Raw genomic sequence first — 23622 nt, 5'->3', positions numbered from 1 at the left:
TTGCCGCGAGCAACGGTGATCCGTGGCCGCGCTTCGGCACCGCCGGGGCGGGCGTAACGACTACCGGTGTGTGCAGATTTGCCAGCTTGCCAAGCTGGGACGTTCCTGGCACGGAATAAAATGGAATATGTGTCATATAAATAGCTTACGGGCTTGCCATGCCACCGATACCCTAGGAAATGAGGTGGCAAGAATATCGCCATCCAAGGGGTAGGGTAGAGGGGTTCTTCGCCCCCCCCTCTACACCTACGCCTGATCTTGGCTTTGGCCTGAGCTTGGGAGAGCTTTTCGGCAAAACCACACCCCCCCGGCAGCATCTCAAGTCCGCCCCGACCGATCGACGGCGGAGCGCAAGCGAGCCTCGCCACCATCGAGAGAATGATACTCTGCGATCGATCAGGACCGGCGCACCCCCTGGCAGCGAAGTATCGCCATCCCCGGATCGCCGCAGCCGGCTGAAGCGCGATATGGGGCTCCACTCTGTAGCGGGTGGCTCCGCGGTGCCTTTGCGATCGTTTGCGCTCGCCGCCCAACCTATGCCCATGCGCGCAAGAGGACCCGCCAAGCCATCGCCCCCCCCCGTCGAACCGCGGAGACACACCGCCCGCTCTCGAACTCTACCCGGCGGCTGATCGGCAACTCGAACCCGGCGGCGATGGAAACTCAACCCCAGCCGACTGCGGGACGGCCGCACAGTCCGCCGCACGTCCAAGGCATGATCCGGAGCCGGTCCCGCCGATCAGCCGCCCTGGCTACCCCGGCGCCCCCGCTACTCCGCACCCGAGCCCTCAAGCAGTTCTTGATCTGTTCGCGTGATCTGCCTTAGTCTGACCGCATGACCGAACTCCGCCCTGCTACCGAGATCGAGATCGCCGATGCACTGGCCTTTGCGCTTCAATATGAAGGTCACAAGCGCATCCATCAGGCAGACGATGCGATGGCGCGGATCACTGCCGAGCGGCTGATCCGGCATCTCCAGCGATCGGGCTTCGTCCTGATGAAGCGCCCGCCGGCACCACCCCCAAGCAGCGGTCGGTTGATGCCGTCTGCCAAGTGATTGAAGCCTGCCGCAGACAGCCCCCAGGAAGGCGCGACAGCCCGCGCCGTTTCTCCGGTAGCAGTGAGGCTGGGCGACGCCCAGGCCCGTCCTACCCCTGCCAGATCGCCGCGGTGATGGTGCTGCGAGCCAACCCCCGTCGTCAGCAATGCCACGATCATGCTCCGACTTCGGCGCGCATTCGATCCTTGCCGTTTGTCAATCATCCTGGCATTCTGTGCTAACTCAGAACGTTGGTAGCCAGTATGCGCGCATTCATCGGTATTGCCCTTGGCAGCCTCTTGATGACGACGGGCTGCAATCCGCCACCGCCGCCGGTAATGCTATGGTCGAAGCCCCAGGGCACCTATGACCAATATCTGAAGGATCGCTACGCCTGCATTCAGGATGCGCGGACCAACGTGTCGAGGGCATTCGTCTCCAATGGCTTTGGTTCCGGGGCCAGCGGTCAGATCATCAGCCGAGGCGTCCTCGTATCTTGCCTTGCGGCCCGCGGCTACGTGCAAAGCCCGACCGGCTTTGGGCCACCGCCCGGCGCAGCGGTGTCTACGGATTAGGAGCGCAAGCATCGACCGCACCCCAGCCGGCGGATAGATTGAAGCCCTGCCACAGATGGCCACGGGACGGTCCTACGCCCGCCGTCGTTTCTCCGGTATCAGTGAGGCGGGGCGACGCCTAAGCCCGCGCTTCCCCCCGCCAGATCGCCGCCGTTTGGCTGTTGCGAGCCTACCCCCTCGGCAGCCATGAGCGTTCGACGCTGACGGCAAAGAAAAAGCCGCCCTGGACGATCCATGAGCGGCCTTCGTTCGCGGTCGATTAGGTCAAGCGGCGTCGGCTTCCCCAGTGGCATCCTTCGACCCCAGCATCCGATAGACGCCTGAGCGTGCCACGCCTAATTCCTTGGCGATTGCAGCCGGACCTATGCCGGCAGCGTGCATCGATCGGATACGGTCGGCTTGCACTGCCACTGTCGGGTTGCGGCCCTTGTATTTGCCCTCGGCTTTGGCCTTGGCGATACCCTCGCGCTGGCGTTCCAGCATGATCTCACGCTCCCAGGTTGCCACACCGGCAAGGATGGTCAGCATCAGCTTGGAGGTCGGGTTGCGGGTGTCCAATCGTTCGCCGCCCATGCTCAGGATCACCAGCCCAATCCCGCGCTTTGTGAGGTCGGCTTCGATGGACAACAGTTCTGCCGTGGATCGTGCCAGCCGATCTGGCTTTGTCACCATCAACGCATCGCCCGATCGGAGGAACCCGAGGCAGCTATCCAAGGCGCCACGCTGCGCCACGCTGGAGACTTGCTCGCTGAACATCCGCTCGGCTCCAGCTTCCTTTAGATCACGCTCCTGAGCGGCAAGGCCGGCCTTCTGGTCTGTCGTGCTGGTGCGGGCATATCCTACAATCATGGCAACCTCCTGTCCTATGGCGCCTGAACCCTGTAGGACAATCCGTCCCAAAGCGCAAGGACAATTTCATTAGGACGGGAAAGGAAGCTTTTGTGCCAACCTTGGAATGTACGTCTGTTGAAGGGTATCACAGTTTCGTGAATTCGCTGGTGATGCGCGTTGTCGCGATGCGGCTGGAGCCGCTTGCTTGGCCGTTGCCATTCGAGATAGGTTCGGATCAGGACCAAATTGGAGCATCCCTGGTGCGGCTGTCAGCCTTGTGCGTCCTAGCTCTCGGCCTGACCGCGTGCAGCATGACCGTGCCAGTGCAAGGGCAGGTGCAAGCTGCGAGCGAGACCTTCACGGGTTCGGCGACGGGATACATGGATGGTAGTGGCAAGCTGTCCGTGGTCTCCAGTCTGGGCGCATCCTGCTCCGGAGATTTCGTCTACGTCAGCGCGCGGGAAGGCTCAGGCACATTCCGGTGCAGCGATGGCCGCTCCGGACCATTCACGTTCGTCTCAACCGGACGGCACGGCACTGGCCACGGCACGCTGGGCGGTCAGGCGTTTATCTTCACCTTTGGCGCATGATCGCGCGCGCCTTCGCTTCACTACGGCAGTGCTGGAGCCACGGTGCCGCGAAGCATCCATCCCCAGTCTGGCCACGGTTCGCGGCGCTGGAGCTATGGTCCGGCCGGTGCCCGGTTGCGGCTGATATTCGCGGAACCGATGGCCAAGCTGGGACGAACCTGTTGCTGATTTTCGCCGCCGTCGGACGCAGACCTATGTCACGCAACGGCACTGGAATTGAAGCTTGTCGCATTCGATCGCATGGCGGATGACGGTCGCTCTGTCGCGGGTGCCATCTCTATATTGGCCGTGTTCGACGGGGGCGGTAATCACTGTCAAGTCATTGATAATCAATAGATCGCGGCCGTTGCTGACGTTGGCCCTGCTGCAATGCGGATGGTCGCGGCAAGGTTGCGGATGGTCGTTGCCCATCCTCGGCCGGCCGTGCTTCGCGGTGCCCGTGTGCGGATGGTCGATGGGGCGGGGTGGTTTTGGGAGTTGACTTCGGGGGGTGGCGCCCGGTTGCGAGATTGTGGTCCACGACTGACACACGCGGCCGATTTGCCCTAATGGGAAGTCGTTACGGTATCGGAGCGTCCGCATTGCCGCCGCTTGACTGCACCAGTCATGGCGGGTGGCGCCGACGGCTATGGGTGTGCGACTTTGGCCACTACGCCACATCACACCCGGAAGCTGGTCATGGGGAAACCGCCTAGAACAACCAAACAACCCACGGAGCCGGCAGCCCCGAGGCCCCGCAACACCCGGAAGAAAGCCCCGACGGAACAGAGGCCGGAGGAACAGGCGCCAGGGATTGCGGTCATGGGTCAGCCTTTGGGGACAACTGGGCTAATGCGAGGGCAAATGGTGCCCCATGCCTGGGCACCGGATACCGCGACAGGGATACTTACGGGCCTTAGCGGCATGGCCGTCGAAGGAGTGGTTGTCCACGGTCGGTATCCCGATGAGGCGACGGCTGGCCGGCAGGAGATCAATCGTTTGGTCGATGATTTGCTGGCAAACTCCGAGCATCAAACTCGCACGATCCGTGCCCTTCAGCCCCTGCTAGAGAAGGAAATCCGCAGCGGCCGCCACGGCAACTTCCTGGGCGGCCATAAAAATCATCCATATGATTTTCCGCGCATCGAAGAGGCCATCGGAACGCTTGAATACGAGTGCAAAACGGTGCGGGAGTTGATTAGTTTGGACCAGCCCGCCCCGCTGTCGTTGCGATCGTCAGCCGAGCGGCTTAAGCAAATTAAGGAGTTTCTGTCTCTGGTCGAGCAGATCGTAAAGCCTGTAGCGAAGAGCGCAGTCAATGTAGTCAGTGAGCTTAATAAAGTCATCATTGCCGTTACAGTTTTAGTCAGTCTTATCATGGCATTGCTGCATTTGTTAGGGCACTAGCGCCCAAACCTTCAGCGTGAAGCCCTCGATGGCGCCGTCGATCGCCCGCACGGCACCGGCGACGAAACGGCCGCAGCCCCATCTACAGCGGCGCCCGAGACCAGCGGCGGATAGGCCAGCTTGGCGAGCGCGTCGCGGCGCATCTCGAAGGTGGACTTTCCGCTGTAGGTGTTGCCTGTCAGCGTTGAACGCTCATGGCCAACGATTTCCTGGACCGTGCCTTCCGGCACGCCAGCGTGTTCCAGCATTGTCACGACGGTTCCGCGTAGGGAGTGGAAGACGTGCAACCCGTCGAACCCCAGGTCCTGCTTCAGCCGGGTGAACCGCTTGCCCAGCGCATCGCCGCGGTCATCGTTCCGGTTCGGCTTCAGGCCAGACAGCACAAACCCGTCCTTTGACGCCTCCACCAGTCGGGCCATCGTCTCCCGCAAGTCGGGGTGGATCGGCACCCTGCGCACCCCGGCCACGGTTTTGGCCGCTGTTATGGTGAAGCGATCGGTCGCGACGTTCGAAACCTTCAGCGCGCAAAGCTCCTCCCGGCGCGCGCCGGAATACATGCCGAGACGGATCAGATCGGCAAGCAGGCCATCACCCCGAGCCACTGCGCCCGCAAGCAGCCTCACCACGTCAGCCGGCCCGAATTGCTGCCACGACACCCGCTTCGCTTTCAGCCCGAGATGATCGAATGGTGTGCTGTCCTCCGGCACCACCTCAATCGTCGCGAGATAGCGCCAATACCCCCGGCAGTCCGAGATGATGCGCTGCGCCGTCGCCGGCTTCATGCCCTCCAGGAGCGCCGTAACCCACCGGCGGACATCGGGGCGAGCCACGTCATGCACCATAGGAAAACGGCCCCCCAGGCGCTCGATGGCGGCCTTACGCATGGCGGCGGTCTTGTCCTTGATCTGAAGCGACCCAAGCCACTCTGCCAAGTGTTCCGTGGTCGGCACCCGCGCCCCAGTGGCTTCGGCGTAGAAGCGTTGCGCCTCGGGGTGGGCTGAAGGCGGATCTCCCACCTGATCGACGTGGACGACGCCGACTTCCCAAGCCGCTGCCTCGATATGTTCCAGGACCAGGGTGCGCTGTTCCTCGCTCTTTGCCGCGCGTAGGGCATCGCGCCAGAACTTAGCGTCATTCGAGTTTGGCTGGTTCCTTGCTGCGGCGATTGCAGCTAGCCATTGGGCGACTATCGGAGCGGCCCGTCGCCCGGCGATTGAGGGACTGTCGGTCTTGAGCGTCTGCCGGAATACCCGCCGCCCCAGCTTCGCCCGCACGTCCACAGGCACATCGAGATAGGCGAAATAGGTGCGGTAACGCAGTTCGATCGGCATGGGCTGTTGCCTTGGCGAAGGTTTTCCACCAAGGTTCTCCACCAATGTCGATCGTTCTGCAACTCAAAATAAGGCCGGAAACTGCGCCATTTCTGGGGTTTTCAGGGTGGGATAGGTGCGTTATCGGTCCGATCCCCTACGGGACGCCAACCACCCACCGTTGACCGCGGAACAAAACTCGGCGAAAGAAAACGGCTGCTACGCCGCCCAAGCCAGCGAGATAACCAGGGAACAGTCGGATGCTGATCGCCGGTGATATCGGTGGCACCAAGACATTGCTGGCGCTCTACGACCCGAAAGCCGGACCCCGAAAGCCGATCGCCCAGGCCGAGTTCCACAGCGCCGACTACAAAACCCTCGACGACGTCGTCCGCGCCTTCATCAAACAAACCGACCGACCAGCCGAAGCCGCCTGCTTCGACGTCGCCGGTCCGGTGATCGACGGGCACGCCCGTCTCACCAACCTGCCCTGGGTGCTCGACGAAGCCGAAATGCAGCAGTCACTCGGCCTGAAACGCGTGACCCTGCTGAACGACCTCAAGGCGGTGGCCTACGCCGTGCCGCATCTGCTGCCCGAGGACGTCCACGTCATCAACCAGGGCCAGGAGGACCGACAGGCTCCCATCGCGGTGATCGCCCCGGGAACCGGATTGGGCGAAGCTTTCCTGATTTGGGACGGCGGCAAATACATCGCCTGTTCCTCCGAGGGTGGTCATGGCGACTTCGGCCCGGCCGACGCGACCCAGGCCGCGCTGTGGCGCCATGTCGCCGATCGCCACGGCCATGTCGCCTACGAGCGGGTTTGTTCCGGCAGCGGGCTGCCAAATATATACGAATTCCTGCGCGAGACCGGCCACGCACCGGAATCGGCCCTGCTGGCGGCGACCTTGTCCGCGGCCGCTGATCGCACGCCGATCATCATGCAGGCGGCGTTGCGACATCCCCCCGACCCGCTCTGCGCTGCGACGGTCGATCTTTTCGTTGCCATCCTTGGCGCCGAAGCCGGCAACCTGGCGCTGAAAGTCCTGGCGACCGGAGGCATCTATCTCGGTGGCGGCATACCGCCGCGGATACTGTCCCACCTGAGTGGCGGCCGCTTCATGCAGGCTTTCGCCAATAAAGGCCGCTTCGCCGAGTTGCTTGGCAAAGTGCCGGTCAAGGTGATCACCAACCAGGCGGCTCTGCTTGGCACGGCGCTGTTCGGTCTGGATCAAATCAGCGCCCTGGAACGAGCCACGCCAAGCTCACAAACCGCACCGCCCTCGCACCAGAAAAAGCGATCTCATCGATGATCGCTGATCCGCATGGCTGAGTTTCATTTTGTCGAGGATTATGAGCGTCACGTCGCAGCGCTGATCGCGGCCCATCCTATCGACGAAGCAATGTCTCTTGCCGTCGGCGGTCATTTCGAACTGATCGGTGCAATCGAGCTCGGCATCCTAAAACACGCCGGGCTTACCTCGTCCGCTGCCGTGTTCGACCTCGGATGCGGCAGCGGACGGCTCGCGATGGCGCTGAGCGACAGCGGCATGGTTGTTGAATACACGGGAACCGACGTGGTGCGGTCGCTTCTTGACTATGCAGCAACGAAATGCCGACGGGGATTCCGCTTCGTCCTGAACCGCGAACTGACCATCCCCGTCCCGTCCGGGTCCATTGATATCGCCTGCGCGTTCAGCGTCTTCACCCATCTGCTACACCATGAAAGTTTCAGCTACCTGGAACAGATGCAACGGGCGGTCCGGCCCGGCGGCCGCATCGTGTTTTCTTTCCTGGAATTTGCCGAACCGGCGCATTGGCCGATATTCCAACACACGGTTCAGACACAGCGCGCAGGCGGAAACCCGCCGCTCAACCAATTCATAGAGCGCAACGTGATCGCATCCTGGGCAACGCATCTCGGATTGAAAATCGACAGCTTCATCGATGCTTCCACCGACACCGGACCTGGGGCACTTGGCCAGGCCACCGCGATTCTGAGCTTGCCCCCATAGGCCGGCCGCTGCGAACGGCGCCCCACATCGCCGTACCAGTGGACTCGGCCAGCGCAGCTCCATTGACTTTGCCGCCCGATAGTCGCGACAACGCCACCTTCCTTGCATTTGGCAGGGAGACAGCGCGGGAGGGAGCCCATGCCCATTCAACAAGGCATCACCCGATCCGGCGACAGCCTCGACAATGTGGTTTGGGACATCCTCGGCCAGACCTATAAGCCGGTGCAGTTGTCCGAAGCGTCGTTCGCCTTCGACACGCTGTTCCCGCCCGGAACCTTCGTGCCGCCGCATTTCCATCCCGACCAGGACGAATTCATCCGCGTGCTGCAGGGCGACTTCGACCTCTGGCTAGAAGGCGAGGAACTGAAGGCCAGCCCCGGCGACCTGGTGCGCATGCCGATGGGATCCAAACACGGCATCTTCAACCGCGGCACCACCGACGCCAGGGCGCTGTTCTGGGTGGCGCCGGCGCGCCGGCTATACGACCTGTTCGTGAACCTCGATCGGGTCGCCGATCCGGCCGAGGTGGTGCGCATCGCCGCGCAGTACAACGTCCATTTCCTGCCGCCCCCGGCCTGAAGCAAGAAAGCCGGGACCATGCAGATCATCATCGCCGGCGGCGGCATCGGCGGCCTGACCCTGGCCCTGATGCTGCACCAGAGGGGCCTCGACTGCCAGGTCAACGAAGCCGCGGCGGAGCTGAAGCCGATGGGCGTCGGCATCAACGCGCTGCCGCATTCGGTCCGTGAACTCGCCGCCCTCGGCCTGCTGCCGCAACTCGACCAGATCGCCATCCGCACCCGGCAACTGACCTACAGCAACCACCTGGGACAGCAGATCTGGTCGGAGCCGCGCGGGCTGTTCGCCGGCCACGACGTGCCGCAGTTTTCGGTCCATCGCGGCCGCCTGCACGCCATGCTGTGGCAGGCCGCCACCGAACGGCTCGGCCCCGGCGCGCTATGCTCGGGACAACGGCTGGTGGGCTACACGCAACACGCCGATGGCGTGGTGGCGCGGTTCCAGCAGCCAGATGGCAGCCAGCGTGACATAACGGGGGATGCACTGATCGGTGCCGACGGCATCCACTCCACCCTGCGTGCCAGCCTCCATCCCAACGACCCCGGCATTCGCTGGAACGGCATCCAGATGTGGCGCGGCGCCGTGGAGTGGCCGACATTCGACGCCGGGGACAGCATGGTGATCGCCGGCGACGCGGTCGCCAAACTGGTGCTCTACCCGATCGCGCCAGGCAACACCGCCGACACCAGGCTGACCAACTGGGTGATCTACGCCAAGGTCGCCGAGGCCGGCCAGCCGCCGCCGCGGCGGGAGAACTGGTCGCGCCTCGGCGATTACGGGTCGTTCCAGCATCTGGCGGAAAGGCTGCATCTGCCGTTCATCGATGTCGGCCGCATGATCCGCCAGACCGGGGAAATCTTCGAGTATCCGATGTGCGACCGCGACCCGCTGCCGTGGTGGACCCAAGCCCGGGTCAGCCTGCTCGGCGACGCCGCCCACCCGATGTATCCCGTCGGATCGAACGGTGCGTCTCAGGCGATCCTGGATGCACGCTGCCTGGCCGACCTGCTGGGCCGCCTCCCGGTGACCGAGGCACTGGCCGCCTATCAGGCCGACCGGCTGCCGGCGACCGCTTCCATCGTCCAATCCAACCGCACCGGCGGCCCCGAACGGGTCATCGATCTGGTCGCGACCCGCGCCCCACTTGGCTTCACCCGCGTCGAGGATGTGGCGACCGAGGCCGAACTCACCGGCATCGTCAAAGGCTATGCCCAACTGGCCGGCTTCAGTGTCGCGCGCTGACCAAGGTCAAACCGGCCGCCGCGGCGTCTTGTATCAAAACTCCAGCAGGTTGGCGCGGAATTGCTGGTGTCCGTAGGCCGAACGGACCAGGCCGCGATCCTGCAGCGCCGGCACCAGACCGTCCTCGATCTCGGCCAAGAGCCGCCGGCTGACATTGGGCATCGAGAACAGGAAGCCGTCGCCGCCGACTTCGTCCATCACTTCCCCCATCCTGGCCGCCACCGACGCCGGCGTGCCGATCAATTCGACCGACAGTGCCGTGACGTTGTGCTCGCTCATCGCCTGGCGCAGCGTCCGCCCGGCGGCCATCTTCTTGAACTGGTCCAGGGTCTGCTGATGACCGTTGGTGCTCAGCTCCTCATCGATCGGCTTATCGAGGTCCATCCCGCCGAAATCAATGTTCATCAGCTTGCCCAGGAAGGCCAGTCGCTGCGGAATCTGCGCCGCCGCCCTAGCCTCGCGGATGCGCTTTCGCTCAAGGGCGTCGGCCGCGGTCTCGCCGATGATCGGGGCGACCATGAACAGCACCTTGCACTGATCCGGATCGCGGCCATACGCCGCCATCCGGGCACGGACATCGTTGCGGTAGGTTTTCATCCCCTCGATACCCTTCGGATGAGCGACGATGGTGTCGGCGTGCAGCGCGGCGAAACCGCGCCCGCGCGGCGACCCGCCGGCCTGAGCGATCACCGGACGTCCCTGCGGCGCCGGGCCCGAGTTCAGCGGGCCTCGGGTCTTGTAGAATTTCCCTTCGTAATTCACCGCATGGACCTTGCCGGCATCGACCAGCGTGCCCGATGCCCGGTCAGCAACGATCGCGCCCGGCTGCCATGACGACCAGAGCCGCTGCACCACGTCGATATATTCGTCGGCCATGTCGTAGCGCAGGTCGTGCTCCGGCATCCCGTTCAGGCCAAAGTTCATCGCCGCGAAGTCCGAACTGCCCGTCACCATGTTCCAGCCGATCCGCCCGGCCGAAACCTGATCCAGCGTAGCCACCAGCCTGGCCAACAGATACGGAGGATAGGCAAAGGTGCCGAACGTCGGCACGATGCCGATGCGCGACGTCACTTGGGTCATCAGCGCTGCAACCACCGACGGATCCTGTCGCGGCACCGCGATTCCGTGCTTCAGGTAGAGTTCGGTCGAACCGCCAAAACTCTCGCCGACATAGGATGAATCCTCCAGCAGGATGTAGTCGAAACAGGCACGTTCCAGGCTGCGCGCCAGGTCCAGGAACAACTCCGGCTGTTGCCAACTGGTGCCGATATGGCCGGTCCATGGCTCGCCCCAGGCCTGAACGCTGGAACCCTGCAGGAACCAGGCAAGATGGAATGGTTTTCGCGACATCGATCGCCTCCGCCGATGGGTTCGGCGAAATGCAAGCAAGCCGCGTGCCCAACCGCAATCCCGGGTGTCAGTCCGGCTCGGCGCCGACCCAAGCAGGGGGGTGCCAGCCAGGCGCGTTCGTCGATACGCCCGTCACGACAGCCGCGCCGGTCAACGGATCAGCTCACGGGCGCGCCGGCGCCAGACCGTTCTCGACCCGGGCCGACAACCGCGCTCGTCAGCACCTCCCCGCGCACCGCGGGCTTGTTTCAATCCCGATCAGGCGCGCCCAGCGGGAAGAACCGCCGATAGGGACGCGCGTCCTCGATATAGCGGGCAAACGAAGGGCGCGCCAGCAGACGGGCGCGGTAAGCCCTCAGCGTGGGGTGATCCTCGCCGATCGGCTGCACCCAGTCGGCATAGAACAGCGCGGGCGCAGCCGCCGCATCGGCCAGCGTGAACGCCTCACCGTCCGCCCATCGGCGCCCCGCCAGGGCATGGTCAAGCCAGGCATAGATCGTATCGAGCGAAGTTCGCGCCTGGCTGACGCTGTAACGGTCCCGCACATCTTCGGGACGGCGCGCATCGAACACGATCGCCTGCACCGGGCCCATCACATGGCTGTCGAACACACGATCGAGCATCCGTACCGGCGCCGCTCGCTTCGCGTCGGACGGGATTAGCGCCACCGGGCCGGCATGAAACGCCGCGAGATGCTCGATAATCGCACTGGTCTCGACCACCGTCGTCCCGCCATCGACCAGCAGCGGGAACCTGCCGACCGGCCAGCGCCGGGCCAGCTCCGCCGTATTTTCCGGGTGATCCGGACCGAGCATCCGGAACTCGAACGGCGTCTGATTCTCATACAGCGCGATCAGCGCCTTCATCGTGTAGGACGAAAACTTGTGGCCGAAGAGCTGCAGGCTCACGCACCCGCGCTCCCGGCCCGCGCCCGCTCGATCGCGGCGATGTCGATCCGCGTCATGCCCATCATTGCCTCCATCGCGCGCTTCGCCGCAGCCCGGTCGGGATCGGTGACAGCGTTCATCAGCGCACGTGGAACGATCTGCCAGGACAGGCCGAACTTGTCCTTGCACCAGCCACATTGCGATTCCGTGCCGCCGTTGCTAACGATCGCGTGCCAGTAACGATCGGTTTCCTGCTGGCTCTCGGTATAGACCTGGAAACTGACCGCCTCGTTGAACTTGAACTGCGGGCCGCCGTTCAGCCCGAGGAACGGCATGCCCAGCACGGTGAACTCGACGGTCAACTCGTCACCCTGCTTGCCGTCCGGATAGTCCGAGGGCGCCGGATGGCGGGCGTGCACGGCGCTGTCGGGAAACGTGGCGGCGTAGAATTCCGCCGCTTTGGCAGCCTGACCATGGCCGAACCATAGGCAGGTCGCGATCTTCTTCGGGGCCATCTCGAAGCTCCCTATGCGTGGTCGGTGTCTGGGATCGGCGCGAAGCCGGCAAGCATCGCGCTGGCCGTGATCACGCAGCCCTGGAAATACGTCATCATTGCTTCCCCTTTTCACTTTGGCCGAACCCAAATCAGCTTGCCGCGGGCGCCTCGAAGGTCGCCATGTGGTCGGCAATCGCCTTCGTGAACGCGGGCCGGCTTTCCCCCCGACCGATATAGGCCGCCAGTCGCGTGAAGTAGGCGAGTTCGGCGCTGCCGCGCAGCTCGCCCAGCACCGAGACCATCATCAGGTCGCCAACGGTGAATTCATCCCCATCCAGCCAGACATTGTCGCCCAGCGCGGCCTCGAGATCGGTAAGCCGCGTCTTCAGGTCGTCAACCACCTTGGCGTGGCGCGCTTTGGACCATTCACGATCCGCCTCGAATATGTCGTTGACCGCAAGTGCCATCACGTACGGCTCGACGGAGCTGAGCGCCGCCGCCAGCCATTGCAGCGCCCGCATGCGCGGGGCGGTTGCCACCGGGATCAGTTTGCCGGCGCGTTCGGCGATGCGCAGCACGATCGCGCCCGACTCGAAAATCGCCACCTCGTCGTCGCGGTAGGTCGGCACCTGGCCGAATGGCTGCAAGCGGCGATGTTCGGGACTCTTCGAATCGCTGATCAAGTCGACCCTGTAGCACTGGCCGACTTCCTCGAACGCCCAGCGCGGGCGCAGGTCGCGGACAAAGCCGCGGGCAAACTCAGGAACCCAGCCAAAAGTGGTGATGGTCGGAATCATCTCACTCTCCCGGTGTGTGTTTCCACGCAGCGCGCAAGGCGCTGCGCCATTCGGCACTCGTTTCACGACTTCCAGGCTGCACGGTCAGCCCGGAACCGCGCCGGCAAAATGCCGCGCCAGCTTGTCCAGCGCGCCGTTCCAGCCCTGCTCGTGGCTGGCCCGCGACGCTTCCGTCCGCAGACGCGAATGGGTGAAGGTAAGCTCGCAGCCCATGTCGACCGGCCGTAGGTCGATCTCGACACGCGACACTTCGCCTGCTTCCTCAGCGTCGCCGCCGTGGCTCCAGCGCCAGCTCATGACCAGACGGCTGGGCCTGACGACTTCGATATACCTGCCGCTGCTCTCATGCTCAGTATCGTCGATCATCCGGAACCGCACCCGGAAGCGGCCACCCACGCGGACATCGGTTTCGGCAAGCAGCACCGGCCCGGCGTCCGGCCCCCACCAGCAGGCGATGCCGTCAGGCGTGGTCAGGGCGTCGAACACGATCGACGGGTGCGCCGCGATCCGCCGTACCAGGGTCAGGCTCGTCATGGTCAACTCTCCTCGGTCCTCGCCAAGTCGGCCTTCGCCTGCTCGGCCTCGGCATAGGCAGCGAGCCGGTCGAGGCGTGCCGACCAGAAGCGTTCATACCGGCGCAGCCAGGTCGTCGCCTCCTCCATCGGGCCGGTCACCAGCCGCACGGCGACGGTGCGGCCGTGCTTCGATCGGGTTATCAGCCCCGCGGTGCCCAGCACGTCGAGATGCTTCATGACCGCCGGGAGCTTGATCGCGAAGGGCCGCGCGAGTTCGCCGATCGACACCGTGCCCTCCTGTTCCAGACGCGCCAGGATCGCCCGGCGCGTCGGGTCACAGAGTGCCGCGAATGTCCGGTCGAGTTGCGATCCTTGAAACTTCACCATGTGGCGAAGTGTTGTGCCGGCCAATGCTCCTGTCAACGACCCGCGCGACCGTAACCCTTAGGCCCCGGTTCCTTCCACGAAACAGATGATCCGCATGCCTGCCCAGCAGGCCACGCCCTCACCGGTGGGATTGTCGTGCCGGTGCAGCACGCTGTTGTCCGGAACATCGACCCAGGCGAACGGCGGGTTTTGCCAGCGGGCGAACTCGCCGCCGATGAAGGCCTGGAAGTGACCGTTCATGATGCGGTATTGCACCGTCCTGCAATCCGCCTGGTCGCAACAGGATTGATTGGTATTCGGCAGGTGCAGGCTGCGGAACCAGGGAGCCAGATCCGGATCGGCGCCGGGCGGAGGAGCCGCCCGCGCCAGGATCTGGTAGCCAAAGATCAAGCTGGCCGCCGCGAGTGAAGTGATCAGCCGTCTTGGCATCCAATCCATCCTTCGCCGTTCGATTCTTCGGTCCATCTCAGACCCCGGTCACGTCCCCGAGACGATCGGGAGACAGCATCCGGGAATGTGAACCGAAGCCTATGACGATCCGGGTTGTCGCTCAATCACAGTCAGTGGCGCAGCAGCGTCGGCGTGGGCCCGTCGGTTGTTATCGAGCGACAGGTCGCCGCGTCCGGCGGCGCTTTCGAATTGCTGCGATAACCCACCGGTCGCCGGTGCCGTGAGTCTAAGCCCGACCATCGGCCGGTGGACCACCCAAGCCGCGGAGCCAACCCATGAGCAACACCTTCAGCTTCCTTATGCTGCCGCCGCAGACCGCGATTACCCGTCAATGGGCCGACCGGCTGGCACGGTCCGTACCCGACATGAACCTGGTGCTCGCCGAGGACCAGGAAGCTGCCGCCGCGGCGATCCCATCCGCCGATGCCGCCTTCGGCACGCTGCCGCCGGAACTTTTGGCCAAGGCCCAGCGGCTGCGCTGGCTGCAGGCGCCGCAGGCCGCCCCGCCCGCCGGCTACTATTACCCCGAACTGGTGGCGCGCGCAGTGACCGTGACCAACTTCCGAGAGATCTACAATGACCACATCAGCGCCCATATCCTCGCCTTCGTGCTCGCCTTCGCCCGCGGCCTGCACGTCTTCATCCCCCAACAGCTCCGCCGCGTCTGGGCAAAACCGCCCGAGGACCAGGGCGTCGTCCCGCTTCCCGGTTCGGTCGCCTTGATCGTCGGCCTGGGCGGTATCGGCGGCGAGACCGCGCGCTTGCTGTCGGCGTTCGGCGTCAAGGTTATTGCGGTAGATGCGCGCCGCACCGATCGGCCGGAACATGTGGCCGAACTTCACCAACCCCAGGACCTGGACGCCCTGTTGCCGCGCGCCGACTTCGTCATCCTGACGGTGCCCCACACGCCCGCAACCGAGGGCTTGTTCGATCGGACGAAATTCCGCCTGATGAAGCCGACCGCGTTCTTCATCAACATCGGACGCGGCAAGACGACCAGGCTCGACGACCTGGTTGCGGCGCTCGAAGCCAGGCACATCGCCGGCGCCGCGCTTGACGTCTATGAGCAGGAGCCGCTGCCGCCCGGGCATCCGCTGTGGGTCATGCCCAACGTGCTGCTGACCCCTCATATGGCCGGCTACGGCCCGCATCTGAACGACCGGCGGTTTCAGATCATCCAGGACAACTGCAAGGCCTTCGCCGAAGGCCGCCCGCTCCGCAATATCGTCGACAAAACCAACTGGTTCTGAACCGCGCGCGCCAGCGGCGGCGAGTCGCCGCGTGGATCGGCAACCTCAAACCAAGACCGAGTATCGCGCTGCCATGATGCGCGATACTCGGATCAGTCGTTGAACACCGCCACGGCGCGGGTCCAGCCGGCCGAGGCGCGGTGGACCTTCACCGGGAAACACACGATATCGAATCCGTGTGGCGGCAACGTCGCCAGGTTGCCGAGCTTTTCCATCTGGAAGTAGCCGATCTCCCGCCCGGCGCGATGACCCTCCCAGATCAGGCCGACGTCGCCGGTAGCCCTTACCCTGTCCCGAGTGAACGAAAATGGCGCGTCCCAGCTCCAGGCATCGGTGCCGACCACGCGTACGCCCCGTTCGGTCAGCCATAGCGTCGCCGCCTTGCCCATGCCGCAACCGGTATCGACGAAATCGTCCTCGCCATAGCGCGCCCCAGCCGCAGTATTCACCACCACGATATCAAGCGGCCGGATTTCGTGACCGATGCGCTTCAGCTCGGCCTCCACGTCCCCCGCGGTGGCGACATAGCCGTCCGGCAGGTGGCGGAAGTCCAGCTTCACGCCGCGTTGGAAACACCAGTCCAGCGGCACGTCGTCGATCCGCCACGATGGTTCCCCGCCCGGCTTCAGCGCATGATTCATGCTGGAAAAGAAGTGATACGGCGCATCCATGTGCGTGCCGTTGTGAGTGCTGATCGTCGCCGTCTCGACCGCCGCGTATTCGCCGTCGGGCAACTGATCGATCCGGACCCCCATATACTCGGCCATCGCCGGGGCGGTCTGGTGGTGGTCCATGTATTCGATCTTCGGCAGCATATGCGGCGGATCGCTGCGTATCCCCGCTTTCAGCGGCGACGAGATGTCGAGGATCCGGCGCGGCATTATTCGGCGGCCTTCATCATCTTGGTGGGGTCGGCGCCGACCCGGCCGCTGTCACCAGCCGCCGCCTTGGCCAGGCGGAAATCGTAGTGTACCGAACGAAGCCCGGGCACCGGCGAGGCCGGGTCCTCGCGCGCCTCCACCACCAGCGACCGCGACACACCGAACACGGTGTCGGAATCGATATTCGGGTCATCGCCGAAATACAGCGCGGTCACCAGTTCCCGGTAGCCCTCGGCGCCGATCAGGCAATGGATGTGCGATGGGCGCATGCCGTGACGATGCTGCATCATCACCATCTCGCCGACCGGTCCATCCATCGGAATCGAGTAGCCCAGCGGCCGCACCGAACGGAAGTGGTAGGCACCGTCCTGGCCAGTCAGGAAGTTGCCGCGCATGTCCATCGACTCGCCGTTGCGCTCTTGCAGATCGTAAAGCCCGCGTTCGCTGGTCTGCCAGATCTGGATCAGCGCGTTGGCCAGCGCAGCGCCATCGTTGTCGGTGACCTTGCCCCAGACAACGATTTCCTCGGCGGTGGGCTGCTCGACGATCTGGCTGCCCATCGGCATCACCGCAACGCCTTCGCGATAGAACGGACCCAGCAGCGAGCTTTGCGAACCCAGTTCGCGCGCCTTCTTGTCGTGCAGCGCATTGACCACCGCACTCAATCCCAGCACGTCCGACAGCAGGATGAACTCCTGGCGCAGCGGCGAGCATTTCTGACCGACCTCGGTCAGGAACTGGATCCCCAGCAGCCATTCCTCGGGCGTCAGATTCACCTCTCGGGCGAACGCGTGCATGTGCTTGACCGCCGCCTCGCCGATCTGCTTCAGCCGCGGGTTGGCGGTGCCCGCCATCTGGCGCAGCGTTTCATCGGTAACGGTGAATTCGTCCAGGTTCTGCATGGTTTAGGCCTCCCGAGGGTTTGCCGGACCACTATACCGCACCATCGCGTCGGCCCCAATGTGGACCTCGGCGCCGGTCCCAGCCGGTCATGACCCACCCAGCCGGGCGATAGCCTGCAGGCTCGACCGCCGGACCACATCACGCAGCCTACAACCTGCCCGCAAGCCCCACCACTCTTCCCGTCGGCCCCGGTGCCATATAGCCTCCAGGCCAAAGCATGATCGTCGAGGCCTGAAGCCCAATGCGGCGCCAATTCCAGCGTGTCACGCCTGTCGAGAAATTGCCAGAATCAAGCGGGAGGAAACATAATCATGCCGAGACGCTCCAGCCGGAGATTTTGGCCAGGCGCCTTGCTCGCAGCCGGCCTGCTTCTCGCCGCCATGCCAAACGCCCGCGCCGCCGCTCCAATCACCATCGGTTTCGGCATGGCACTGACCGGAGGCCTGGCGCCGAACGGCAGGGCGGCGCTACTGGCGATGCAGATCTGGGAACAAGAGACCAACGCCAAAGGCGGCCTGCTCGGCCGGCCGGTCAAGCTGGTGTACTACGATGATCAGTCGAATCCGGCCAACGTGCCGGGCATCTACACCAAGCTGCTCGACGTGGACAAAGTCGATCTCGTGGTCAGCGGCTACGCCACCAACATGGTCGCCCCGGCGATGCCGGTCATCATGCAGCACAACCGGACCTTCCTCGGCCTGCTCGCGCTCGCCGCGAACACCGAGTTCAACTACCCGAACTACTTTTCCATCAGTCCGACCGGCGGCCCGCATCCGAAGCAAAGCTTCTCCAAGGGCTTCTTCGCGGTGGCCATGGCGCAGAACCCGAAGCCGGCAACGCTGGCGATCGTCGCCGCCGACGCCGAGTTCGCCCGCAACGCCAGCGACGGCGCGCGCGAGCTGGCCAAGCAGGCCGGTCTGAAGATCGTTTACGACCGGACCTACCCGCCGACCATGAACGACTACACCCCGATCGTGCGCGGGATCCAGGCGGCCAGCCCCGACCTTGTGTTCGTCGCCTCCTATCCGCCTGACACCGTTGGCATCGTCCGGGCGGCCAGCGAAATCGGCTTGAAAACCAAACTGTTCGGCGGCGGCATGGTCGGCTTGCAGTCGACCGCCATCAAGACCCAGTTGGGCCCGCTGTTGAACGGCATCACCGACTACGACTTCTGGCTGCCGTTCAGCAGCTATGCCACGCCTCAGGCGCTCGACTTCCTGAAGCGCTATCAGGCCAAGTCGCAGGCCGCCGGCGTCGATCTGCTGGGCTTCTATCTGCCGCCCTTCGCCTACGCGGATATGCAGGTGCTGCAGCAAGCGGTCGAGGGTGTCGGCAGCCTCGATCAGCAGAAGATGGCCGACTACATCAGGTCTCACACGTTCCACACCGTCGCGGGCGAAATCACCTTCGGCCCGAACGGCGAGTGGACCGAGGCCCGCGTCCTGGAGGTCCAATTCCAGAACGTCAAAAGCAACGACGTCGAACAGTTCAAGGACCCAAAAGTGGAGGTCGTGCTCTACCCTGAAGCAATGAAAAATGGCTCGCTGATCTATCCCTACAGCGAAGCTAAGAAATGATGCCGTGCGCCTCCCGCGTCGAATGCAATAGAAGCGATGGACATTCCTTTCGACCTCCTAAGCAACGCCGTCGTGTCCGGAATCCTCCTGGGCGGCTTCTACGCAGCCGTCACAATCGGGATCTCGATCTCTTTCGGTATGCTGGACGTTGTCAACATTGCACATCCCGGGTTTATCGTCCTGGGTTCCTATACAGCGTTCATCGCCAATAATGTGTTTGGCTTTGACCCGATCTTATCAAGTATTGTTCTGTTGCCTCCATTCTACCTTTTAGGAGTGGCCATTTACTGGGTTTATGACGTCGCTTTTGAACGAAGAGGTGACGCCGCGATTCGCGGTTTGGCGTTCTTTTTCGGGATCCTATTCCTCATTGAAGTTGGTTTGGTGTTGACGTTCGGCGTGGATTACCGGCTGGTGGTTGCGCCGTATATCGGACCAAGCCTGCACCTCGGTGCCATTGATCTGCCGCTGCGGCTAGTCGTTCCGTTTCTGGTGTCATGGGCGCTTATTGGCGCGCTGCAATTGTTCATGTCTTATACCTTCCTGGGTCGAGCGGTGCAGGCGGTTGCCCAGGATCCAATGGCGTTGCGCCTCATGGGGGCGCATCCAGGCCGGATCAAGCGGATTGCCTTTGGTCTTTCGATCGCCACTGCGTCGATCGCCGGCGCCACCCTGATCATAATTCAGCCAGTGGAGCCCTCAATCGCTCGCGACTACATTGGCCGAATTTTTGCGATCTCCGTGATGGGAGGTCTTGGGAGTTTCGGGGGAACAGTGGTGGCGGCGATGATATTGGGTATCATGGAAAGCCTGACCTCAACCTTTTACGGGCCATCCTGGTCGCCTGCCGTGGCTTTTGGCTTCCTGCTCATGACACTCGCGATCAGGCCGGCGGGCCTGTTTGGACGCTCCTAGTGCAAAATGCTCGGTTTCTCCTCCTTGCCTTGGTGGTGGCCGCGCTGACCTTTGGATTTGTTAAACAAATCAACAATGCTTACGTGTTTTTTGCTGGATACGTCGTGCTGCAATACATCGCGCTGGCAACCGCTTGGAACATCCTTGGTGGTTACACTGGTTACGTGAACTTTGGCACCGCCGGTTTCTTTGCTCTCGGTGCCTACACGACCGTAATGTTGCACAAAATCATGCCCCTGTTGCCATTGCCGGCAATGATGCTGGCGGGCGGGCTGGTTTCGGGTGTCATAGGTCTGGCCATGGGTTACTTGACGCTCCGATTGCGCGGAGCATTTTTCTCGATTGCAACGCTGGCAATGGCAATCGTGGCGCAAACCCTGATCACCAACTGGGATTTCGTTGGAGGATCGCGGGGCGCCTACATCATTCGACCTACCCACTCTCCGATCCTTGGCGGCGATTACATCCAATATTTGTTTATAGTCATGCTTATATTGGCCGCGGCGTCGGTTACGGTTGCACGGGCCATAGAGCATTCCCGATTGGGATATGGCTTCTCCGCGATTCGCGATGACGAATTGGCGGCCGAAGCGTCCGGGGTGCCAACGCTGCGATTGAAGCTCATCGCGACGGTGTTGTCGGGCGGTTTGATGGGAATGGCGGGCGCGCCGTTGCCATATTATGTAACGTATATTGATCCCGCGTCGGGCTTCAGCCTGAGCTACGCTGTCAATACGATTGCCATGCCACTGATCGGCGGAATGGGGTCATGGGCCGGCCCCGTCATAGGCGCCATTCTGATCGCCGTGATGGAGCAGATTGCCGTGGTCACAATATCATCGGCATTGTCCCTCCTGCTGGTAGGTTTGTTACTCGTGGCATTCGTGGTCGCTGCGCCTCGCGGTATCTTAGGTTGGTTCGGGCGATGAGCGAAGCATTGCTGACGGTCCAGGGATTGAAAAAAAGGTTTGGCGGTTTTGTCGCTCTTTCGGATGTGGAACTTCAGATTGCCGAAGGTGAACGTGTTGGACTGATCGGACCAAACGGTTCCGGCAAGACCACGCTGGTGAACTGCCTGTGCGGCACGCTACGGCACGATACTGGACAGATTGTCTTCCGCGGCGTCGAACTGAGCGGCTTTCCGGCCCATAAAAGGACCAGGCTGGGCTTGGCACGCAGCTTTCAGTTACCCCGGCCTTTCCCAACGATGACCCTAGCCGAGAACGTGCTTGTCCCAAGCCTTTATGCCGGAAGCAAAGCGACTCGCGCCGCGCTCCGGTCAAGCCAACGATGCGAGGAACTGCTCGACATGGTCGGCTTGTTGGCCAAGGCTGACCGCAGACCCGGGGAGCTCACTCAGATTGAATTGCGAAAGCTCGAACTGGCGCGGGCGATGGCCTCCGAACCGACACTACTGATCGCTGACGAGGCGATGGCCGGACTGTCCCACCAGGAGGTGGACGAAATCCTTGCCCTGCTGATGAAACTTAACGCTCGCGGTGTCACCATCATGATGATCGAACACATCATGCGTGCGGTGCTTGCCTTTTCGCAGCGCTTGATCGTCTTGGTGGCAGGACGAAAAATCGCTGACGGCGAGCCGAACCATGTAATACGCCAGCCCGACGTCGTGGCGGCTTACCTTGGCAGCTAGTCTCTCGATCGATGGTCTGGATGCAGGATATGGCGTGGTGAAGATTTTGCACGGCATTTCCCTGTCCGTCGCGGAAAGTGAGATCGTGGCGCTGTTGGGCACCAATGGGAATGGCAAATCCACCCTGATGAAATGCGTGATGGGAATGGTCCGTCCGTCCGCGGGATCTATCGCCGCCGAGATCGATGGAACCCGGCATGAATTGATCGGGATGTCCACCGAGGCGATCGTTGATCTCGGCATCGGCTTTGTGCCCGAAGGGCGCCACTTGTTCCCGCGGCTGACGGTCAACGAGAACCTCTTGATGGGTTCGTTCCGCAAGAAGGCGCGCTCCGCGGCCCAGCAAAACCTGGCGTTCTGCTTCGAGCTGTTTCCTCGTCTGGCCGAACGACGCAGACAACTCGCCGGGTCCATGAGCGGTGGCGAGCAACAGATGCTCGCGCTCGGCCGCGCATTGATGTCAGCACCGCGTTTGCTGCTGATCGATGAGCCATCGGTTGGACTGGCGCCCCTGTTGGTGGCGCGGACGATCGACAAGATCAAGGAACTGAAGGACAGCTTCCAGCTCGCGGTCTTGATGGCGGAGCAGAATTTCAGCCAAGCCATCCGCATCGCCGACCGCGGCTATATATTAGTGCATGGTCGCATCGAATTTGCAGGCCGATCAAACTATGAGCTGAGCGACAACGACCTGATCCGCAAGTTTTATCTGGGTGCATAGTCATGAGCTACAAGAAACACTACGCACATACTAATCCGCCGCGTTGTCATCTCCGCCTGAGCAACTTACAGTCGATCGTCCAAACGACCGAGCCCGCCGAAACCCATCTCGGCGTTCCCCGGCCATTCGACCGCACCACCCGACCCCAAAACATTAACAAATATTTGATGTTATCTTCGAGCCAGCCGTCCTCCGCGCCAAACCAAGCGCCGCCCAAGCGGCCCCGCCCGCTACAACTCCGGCCCGCTACGGATCGACCCGGCTCGGCGGGCAACCCGGCGCAATATCCTGGATAGCGCTCGCCGCTTGCTCGCCGGCCCTGTATGGTTGAACCATGGACACCTCTCCTGAAGCACAGCGTATCAACCTGCACCTGGTGTCGGATGCCACCGGGGAGACCCTGAATGCCATCGCCCGCGCCACCACCGTTCAGTTCGAACCGGCGCAGATCATCCATCACCGCTGGAGCCTGATCCGCACCCGCTTCCAGCTTCACCGCGTGCTGGAAGGCATCGAGGCCGAACCCGGTCCGGTGCTGTCCACCCTGATCGACCGTGCCCTGCGGCTTGAACTCGACACCACCTGCGGGCGCTTGAACGTCAAGGTTGTCAACGTCCTCGATCCGGTGATCGAAGCCCTGCAGGATGTCATCGGCCAGAAGGCCGAGGCGCGGCCCGGGCGCCAATACGTGCTCAACGCGGATTACTTTTCCCGCATCGATGCGATGCATTATGTGCTGGCGCATGACGACGGCCAGGCGCAGCCCGGGCTGGCCGGCGCCGACGTGGTCCTGGTCGGCGTATCGCGCAGCTCGAAGACACCGACCTGCTTCTATCTGGCCAATCGCGGCATCAAGGCGGCCAATGTGCCGCTGGTCCCCAACCTGCCGATCCCGCCGGGGCTGGAAGAGATCAGATGCCCGGTGATCGGCCTGACCCTGGCGCCCGAGGCGCTGATCGACATCCGCCGCCACCGGCTGCGTCTGATCGGTGCCGGCAGCCAGACCGGACCGATCCGCGCCGACGCCTCGGAATACGTCGATGAGGACGCGGTGCGGTCCGAACTGCTATGGGCCAGACGGTTCTGTAACAGCCATGGCTGGCCGACGATCGACGTGACCCGCCGTTCTATCGAAGAGACCGCGGCGACGGTGCTGCAGTTGATGGAAGCTTGGCACAACCGCAAGCCCAAGGCGGAGGTCAGGTCACCCCCGCGATCCGGCCCCTGAACCGTTCGAACTGGATGGTCCAACCGTACGGTAACCGATTCGGG

26 protein-coding genes are annotated in these 23622 nt (G+C 63.1%); 15 read left to right on the top strand and 11 right to left on the bottom strand.

Annotated elements, in window-relative coordinates; genetic code table 11:
* Positions 1-835 precede the first annotated feature (835 nt).
* Together ACQY4T_RS06830 and ACQY4T_RS06825 are read left to right on the top strand one after the other, a co-directional pair.
* Positions 836-1057, top strand: a complete 222-nt coding sequence (locus ACQY4T_RS06830; RefSeq protein ID WP_428539207.1) for a hypothetical protein — start codon at positions 836-838, stop codon at positions 1055-1057.
* A 245-nt stretch (positions 1058-1302) separates the two neighbouring features.
* Positions 1303-1614: a hypothetical protein gene (locus ACQY4T_RS06825; protein WP_428539205.1), complete on the top strand. Its 312-nt coding sequence runs from the start codon at positions 1303-1305 to the stop codon at positions 1612-1614.
* A 264-nt stretch (positions 1615-1878) separates the two neighbouring features.
* Here the strand turns inward: ACQY4T_RS06825 and ACQY4T_RS06820 are convergent, their stop codons facing one another.
* On the bottom strand, positions 1879-2463 hold the full coding sequence (locus ACQY4T_RS06820; RefSeq protein WP_428539203.1) for a recombinase family protein: 585 nt from the start codon (positions 2461-2463) through the stop codon (positions 1879-1881).
* 92 nt (positions 2464-2555) lie between these two features.
* On the opposite strand from ACQY4T_RS06820, the gene ACQY4T_RS06815 reads away from it, so the two are divergent.
* Both ACQY4T_RS06815 and ACQY4T_RS06810 read left to right on the top strand, forming a co-directional pair.
* Entirely contained in the window at positions 2556-3035 is a 480-nt protein-coding gene (locus ACQY4T_RS06815; RefSeq protein WP_428539201.1) for a hypothetical protein, read from the top strand.
* An 843-nt stretch (positions 3036-3878) separates the two neighbouring features.
* Complete coding sequence (locus ACQY4T_RS06810) at positions 3879-4421, top strand: hypothetical protein (protein WP_428539199.1); 543 nt, start codon at positions 3879-3881, stop codon at positions 4419-4421.
* A gap of 11 nt (positions 4422-4432) precedes the next feature.
* Here ACQY4T_RS06810 and ACQY4T_RS06805 read toward each other — a convergent pair whose 3' ends face one another.
* The gene (locus ACQY4T_RS06805; protein ID WP_428539197.1) at positions 4433-5752 is read right to left on the bottom strand and encodes a tyrosine-type recombinase/integrase; all 1320 of its coding nucleotides are present in this window, start codon (positions 5750-5752) and stop codon (positions 4433-4435) included.
* 239 nt (positions 5753-5991) lie between these two features.
* On the opposite strand from ACQY4T_RS06805, the gene glk reads away from it, so the two are divergent.
* The 4 genes from glk to ACQY4T_RS06785 all read left to right on the top strand — a co-directional run bounded on the left by glk (position 5992) and on the right by ACQY4T_RS06785 (position 9567).
* Complete coding sequence (gene glk / locus ACQY4T_RS06800) at positions 5992-7044, top strand: glucokinase (protein ID WP_428539195.1); 1053 nt, start codon at positions 5992-5994, stop codon at positions 7042-7044.
* A gap of 12 nt (positions 7045-7056) precedes the next feature.
* A complete protein-coding gene (locus tag ACQY4T_RS06795) occupies positions 7057-7746 on the top strand; it encodes a class I SAM-dependent methyltransferase (RefSeq protein WP_428539193.1) in 690 nt (229 codons plus the stop codon).
* Positions 7747-7884: 138 nt separating this feature from the next.
* Positions 7885-8325, top strand: a complete 441-nt coding sequence (locus ACQY4T_RS06790; RefSeq protein ID WP_428539191.1) for a cupin domain-containing protein — start codon at positions 7885-7887, stop codon at positions 8323-8325.
* Positions 8326-8343: 18 nt separating this feature from the next.
* Positions 8344-9567: a flavin-dependent oxidoreductase gene (locus tag ACQY4T_RS06785; RefSeq protein ID WP_428539189.1), complete on the top strand. Its 1224-nt coding sequence runs from the start codon at positions 8344-8346 to the stop codon at positions 9565-9567.
* Positions 9568-9600: 33 nt separating this feature from the next.
* On the opposite strand, the gene ACQY4T_RS06780 is transcribed toward ACQY4T_RS06785, so the two are convergent.
* The 7 genes from ACQY4T_RS06780 to ACQY4T_RS06750 all read right to left on the bottom strand — a co-directional run bounded on the left by ACQY4T_RS06780 (position 9601) and on the right by ACQY4T_RS06750 (position 14428).
* On the bottom strand, positions 9601-10917 hold the full coding sequence (locus ACQY4T_RS06780; RefSeq protein ID WP_428539187.1) for an NtaA/DmoA family FMN-dependent monooxygenase: 1317 nt from the start codon (positions 10915-10917) through the stop codon (positions 9601-9603).
* Positions 10918-11165: 248 nt separating this feature from the next.
* Complete coding sequence (locus ACQY4T_RS06775) at positions 11166-11825, bottom strand: glutathione S-transferase family protein (RefSeq protein ID WP_428539185.1); 660 nt, start codon at positions 11823-11825, stop codon at positions 11166-11168.
* Positions 11822-12319, bottom strand: a complete 498-nt coding sequence (locus ACQY4T_RS06770; protein ID WP_428539183.1) for a VOC family protein — start codon at positions 12317-12319, stop codon at positions 11822-11824. The genes ACQY4T_RS06775 and ACQY4T_RS06770 overlap by 4 nt, the downstream gene beginning before the upstream one ends.
* Positions 12320-12449: 130 nt before the next feature.
* A complete protein-coding gene (locus ACQY4T_RS06765; protein ID WP_428539181.1) occupies positions 12450-13097 on the bottom strand; it encodes a glutathione S-transferase family protein in 648 nt (215 codons plus the stop codon).
* A gap of 84 nt (positions 13098-13181) precedes the next feature.
* Positions 13182-13631, bottom strand: coding sequence for an SRPBCC family protein (locus tag ACQY4T_RS06760; RefSeq protein ID WP_428539179.1), 450 nt, complete (start codon positions 13629-13631; stop codon positions 13182-13184).
* A gap of 2 nt (positions 13632-13633) precedes the next feature.
* On the bottom strand, positions 13634-13999 hold the full coding sequence (locus ACQY4T_RS06755; protein ID WP_428539177.1) for an ArsR/SmtB family transcription factor: 366 nt from the start codon (positions 13997-13999) through the stop codon (positions 13634-13636).
* Between the two features lie 57 nt (positions 14000-14056).
* Entirely contained in the window at positions 14057-14428 is a 372-nt protein-coding gene (locus ACQY4T_RS06750) for a hypothetical protein (RefSeq protein WP_428539175.1), read from the bottom strand.
* Positions 14429-14724: 296 nt separating this feature from the next.
* Here ACQY4T_RS06750 and ACQY4T_RS06745 point away from each other — a divergent pair, with 296 nt between their 5' ends.
* Positions 14725-15699, top strand: a complete 975-nt coding sequence (locus tag ACQY4T_RS06745; RefSeq protein WP_428539173.1) for a D-2-hydroxyacid dehydrogenase — start codon at positions 14725-14727, stop codon at positions 15697-15699.
* A gap of 92 nt (positions 15700-15791) precedes the next feature.
* On the opposite strand, the gene ACQY4T_RS06740 is transcribed toward ACQY4T_RS06745, so the two are convergent.
* Positions 15792-16580 (bottom strand): cyclase family protein, encoded by a 789-nt coding sequence (locus ACQY4T_RS06740; RefSeq protein ID WP_428539171.1) that lies wholly within the window; start codon positions 16578-16580, stop codon positions 15792-15794.
* On the bottom strand, positions 16580-17482 hold the full coding sequence (locus ACQY4T_RS06735; protein WP_428539169.1) for a dioxygenase: 903 nt from the start codon (positions 17480-17482) through the stop codon (positions 16580-16582). Before ACQY4T_RS06735 ends, ACQY4T_RS06740 begins: the two co-directional genes overlap by 1 nt.
* Positions 17483-17794: 312 nt before the next feature.
* Here ACQY4T_RS06735 and ACQY4T_RS06730 point away from each other — a divergent pair, with 312 nt between their 5' ends.
* The 6 genes from ACQY4T_RS06730 (at position 17795) to ACQY4T_RS06705 (ending at position 23578) form a co-directional block, all read left to right on the top strand.
* Positions 17795-19060 carry an amino acid ABC transporter substrate-binding protein gene (locus tag ACQY4T_RS06730; RefSeq protein ID WP_428539167.1) on the top strand — a complete coding sequence of 422 codons (1266 nt, stop codon included), beginning with the start codon at positions 17795-17797 and terminating at the stop codon, positions 19058-19060.
* A gap of 36 nt (positions 19061-19096) precedes the next feature.
* Positions 19097-19975 (top strand): branched-chain amino acid ABC transporter permease, encoded by an 879-nt coding sequence (locus ACQY4T_RS06725; protein WP_428539165.1) that lies wholly within the window; start codon positions 19097-19099, stop codon positions 19973-19975.
* On the top strand, positions 19975-20904 hold the full coding sequence (locus tag ACQY4T_RS06720; protein WP_428539163.1) for a branched-chain amino acid ABC transporter permease: 930 nt from the start codon (positions 19975-19977) through the stop codon (positions 20902-20904). The genes ACQY4T_RS06725 and ACQY4T_RS06720 overlap by 1 nt, the downstream gene beginning before the upstream one ends.
* Positions 20901-21629, top strand: coding sequence for an ABC transporter ATP-binding protein (locus ACQY4T_RS06715; RefSeq protein WP_428539161.1), 729 nt, complete (start codon positions 20901-20903; stop codon positions 21627-21629). The genes ACQY4T_RS06720 and ACQY4T_RS06715 overlap by 4 nt, the downstream gene beginning before the upstream one ends.
* Positions 21630-21666: 37 nt before the next feature.
* A complete protein-coding gene (locus tag ACQY4T_RS06710) occupies positions 21667-22350 on the top strand; it encodes an ABC transporter ATP-binding protein (protein WP_428539159.1) in 684 nt (227 codons plus the stop codon).
* Between the two features lie 334 nt (positions 22351-22684).
* Positions 22685-23578, top strand: coding sequence for a pyruvate, water dikinase regulatory protein (locus ACQY4T_RS06705; RefSeq protein WP_428539157.1), 894 nt, complete (start codon positions 22685-22687; stop codon positions 23576-23578).
* Positions 23579-23622: the final 44 nt, after the last annotated feature.

The sequence above is a fragment of the Rhodopila sp. genome (genome assembly GCF_965277825.1).
Taxonomy (GTDB): Bacteria; Pseudomonadota; Alphaproteobacteria; order Acetobacterales; family Acetobacteraceae; genus Rhodopila.
The sequence above is the reverse complement of the archived record's forward strand: the minus strand, read 5'-3'. Positions and strand labels throughout refer to the sequence as shown.

Bases quoted from the DNA above. Each gene is read 5' to 3' on its own strand.
- ACQY4T_RS06745 (WP_428539173.1), top strand. From the start codon at position 14,725: ATGAGCAACACCTTCAGCTTCCTTATGCTGCCGCCGCAGACCGCGATT.
- ACQY4T_RS06705 (WP_428539157.1), top strand. From the start codon at position 22,685: ATGGACACCTCTCCTGAAGCACAGCGTATCAACCTGCACCTGGTGTCG.
- glk (WP_428539195.1), top strand. From the start codon at position 5,992: ATGCTGATCGCCGGTGATATCGGTGGCACCAAGACATTGCTGGCGCTC.
- ACQY4T_RS06715 (WP_428539161.1), top strand. From the start codon at position 20,901: ATGAGCGAAGCATTGCTGACGGTCCAGGGATTGAAAAAAAGGTTTGGC.
- ACQY4T_RS06820 (WP_428539203.1), bottom strand. From the start codon at position 2,463: ATGATTGTAGGATATGCCCGCACCAGCACGACAGACCAGAAGGCCGGC.
- ACQY4T_RS06730 (WP_428539167.1), top strand. From the start codon at position 17,795: ATGCCGAGACGCTCCAGCCGGAGATTTTGGCCAGGCGCCTTGCTCGCA.
- ACQY4T_RS06780 (WP_428539187.1), bottom strand. From the start codon at position 10,917: ATGTCGCGAAAACCATTCCATCTTGCCTGGTTCCTGCAGGGTTCCAGC.
- ACQY4T_RS06805 (WP_428539197.1), bottom strand. From the start codon at position 5,752: ATGCCGATCGAACTGCGTTACCGCACCTATTTCGCCTATCTCGATGTG.
- ACQY4T_RS06755 (WP_428539177.1), bottom strand. From the start codon at position 13,999: ATGGTGAAGTTTCAAGGATCGCAACTCGACCGGACATTCGCGGCACTC.
- ACQY4T_RS06760 (WP_428539179.1), bottom strand. From the start codon at position 13,631: ATGACGAGCCTGACCCTGGTACGGCGGATCGCGGCGCACCCGTCGATC.
- ACQY4T_RS06790 (WP_428539191.1), top strand. From the start codon at position 7,885: ATGCCCATTCAACAAGGCATCACCCGATCCGGCGACAGCCTCGACAAT.
- ACQY4T_RS06785 (WP_428539189.1), top strand. From the start codon at position 8,344: ATGCAGATCATCATCGCCGGCGGCGGCATCGGCGGCCTGACCCTGGCC.
- ACQY4T_RS06725 (WP_428539165.1), top strand. From the start codon at position 19,097: ATGGACATTCCTTTCGACCTCCTAAGCAACGCCGTCGTGTCCGGAATC.
- ACQY4T_RS06740 (WP_428539171.1), bottom strand. From the start codon at position 16,580: ATGCCGCGCCGGATCCTCGACATCTCGTCGCCGCTGAAAGCGGGGATA.
- ACQY4T_RS06765 (WP_428539181.1), bottom strand. From the start codon at position 13,097: ATGATTCCGACCATCACCACTTTTGGCTGGGTTCCTGAGTTTGCCCGC.
- ACQY4T_RS06795 (WP_428539193.1), top strand. From the start codon at position 7,057: ATGGCTGAGTTTCATTTTGTCGAGGATTATGAGCGTCACGTCGCAGCG.
- ACQY4T_RS06830 (WP_428539207.1), top strand. From the start codon at position 836: ATGACCGAACTCCGCCCTGCTACCGAGATCGAGATCGCCGATGCACTG.
- ACQY4T_RS06735 (WP_428539169.1), bottom strand. From the start codon at position 17,482: ATGCAGAACCTGGACGAATTCACCGTTACCGATGAAACGCTGCGCCAG.
- ACQY4T_RS06825 (WP_428539205.1), top strand. From the start codon at position 1,303: ATGCGCGCATTCATCGGTATTGCCCTTGGCAGCCTCTTGATGACGACG.
- ACQY4T_RS06770 (WP_428539183.1), bottom strand. From the start codon at position 12,319: ATGGCCCCGAAGAAGATCGCGACCTGCCTATGGTTCGGCCATGGTCAG.
- ACQY4T_RS06750 (WP_428539175.1), bottom strand. From the start codon at position 14,428: ATGCCAAGACGGCTGATCACTTCACTCGCGGCGGCCAGCTTGATCTTT.
- ACQY4T_RS06810 (WP_428539199.1), top strand. From the start codon at position 3,879: ATGGTGCCCCATGCCTGGGCACCGGATACCGCGACAGGGATACTTACG.